This window comes from Ideonella sp. P3_A4 (assembly GCF_056403075.1).
In genome coordinates this window covers 1-1,775 of the sequence record NZ_JBFUGE010000925.1, presented here as the reverse complement: position 1 = coordinate 1,775, position 1,775 = coordinate 1, and the positions used below count along the sequence as shown (strand labels likewise).

General features: G+C 66.3%; 2 protein-coding genes. Both read left to right on the top strand.

The features are described from left to right. On the top strand, positions 1 to 861 hold an 861-nt coding region (locus AC1DYI_RS34495), incomplete at its 5' end, for an alpha/beta fold hydrolase (RefSeq protein ID WP_477208607.1). A 71-nt stretch (positions 862 to 932) separates the two neighbouring features. Further along, positions 933 to 1,775 (top strand): acetyl-CoA C-acyltransferase (locus AC1DYI_RS34490; protein WP_477208606.1); only part of this gene is annotated, 843 nt, incomplete at its 3' end.

Sequence of the window (1,775 nt, the reverse complement as noted above, 5' to 3'; positions counted from 1 at the left end):
GTGCAAGAGATCTCCGGCGAAGAGACGATCGACACGCTGGGGTTCTGCGTCGGCGGCACGATCCTGTCGACCGCGCTGGCGGTGCTGGCCGCGCGCGGTGAACAGCCGGCGGCCTCGGTCACGTTGCTGACCACGTTTGTCGATTTCTCCGACACCGGCATCCTCGATGTCTTCATCGACGAAACCGCGGTGCAGATGCGCGAGATGACGCTGGGCCCCGATGCGCCGAACGGCCCGGGGTTGCTCAAGGGCCAGGAACTGGCCACGACCTTCAGCTTCCTGCGGCCGAACGACCTGGTCTGGAACTATGTCGTCGGCAACTACCTGAAGGGTGAGACTCCGCCGCCGTTCGACCTGCTGTACTGGAACGGCGATTCGACCAACCTGCCGGGCCCGTTCTTCACCTGGTACCTGCGCCACACCTATCTGCAAGACGAGCTGAAGCTGCCGGGCAAGTTGACCGTCTGCGGCGAGAAGCTCGACCTGGGCAAGATCGAATCGCCGGTGTTCCTCTACGCCTCGCGCGAAGACCACATCGTGCCGTGGAAGGGTGCTTACGCATCGACGCAAGTCTTCAAAGGCAAGAAGCGTTTCGTGCTGGGTGCGTCTGGCCACATCGCCGGTGTGATCAACCCGCCGTCGGCCAAGAAGCGCAGCCACTGGGCGAACGACAAGCTCGGTACCAAGGCCGAAGACTGGCTGGCCGGCGCGAAGGAGGTGCCGGGCAGCTGGTGGGGCGACTGGGCCCAATGGCTCAAGGGCCACGCCGGCCCGATGGTGGCCGCGCCCAAGACGCCCGGCAACCGCAAGCACAAGGCCATCGAGCCCGCGCCCGGCAGCTACGTCAAGGTCAAAGCCTGACGCTCCAACGGCCTTCGCCGGTTGAATCCATCGCGACCATCGTTTTTGCTTTCTGACAGGAGATCCGCCCCATGACCACCGACATCGTCATCGTCGCCGCCGCCCGCACCGCCGTCGGCAAATTCGGCGGCTCGCTCGCCAAGACCGCTGCGCCGGAGCTGGGCGCGACCGTGATCAAGGCGCTGCTGGAACGCAGCAGCCTGGCCGGTGAGCAGATCAACGAGGTCATCCTCGGCCAGGTGCTGGCGGCCGGCTCGGGCCAGAACCCGGCCCGCCAGTCGGTCATCAAGGCCGGGCTGCCGCATGGCGTGCCGGCGATGACGATCAACAAGGTCTGCGGCTCCGGCCTGAAGGCGGTGATGCTGGCGGCGCAAGCCATCCGCGATGGCGACAGCGAGATCATCATCGCCGGTGGCCAAGAGAACATGAGCCTCGCGCCGCACGTGCTGCCGAACAGCCGCGACGGCCAGCGCATGGGCGACTGGAAGCTGGTCGACACGATGATCAACGACGGCCTGTGGGACGTCTACAACCAGTACCACATGGGCATCACGGCCGAGAACGTGGCCAAGAAGTACAGCATCAGCCGCGAGCAGCAAGACGCGCTGGCGCTGGCTTCGCAGCAGAAGGCCGCCGCCGCCCAGGAAGCCGGCCGTTTCAAGGACGAAATCGTCGGCGTGACGATCCCGCAGAAGAAGGGTGACCCGCTCGTCTTCGACGCCGACGAGTTCATCAACAAGAAGACCAGCGCCGAAGCCTTGGCCGGCCTGCGCCCCGCCTTCGACAAGGCCGGCAGCGTGACGGCCGGCAATGCCTCGGGCATCAACGACGGCGCCGCCGGCGTGGTGGTGATGACGGCCGCCAAGGCTGCACAACTGGGCCTGACGCCGCTGGCGCGCATCGCCAGCTACGCC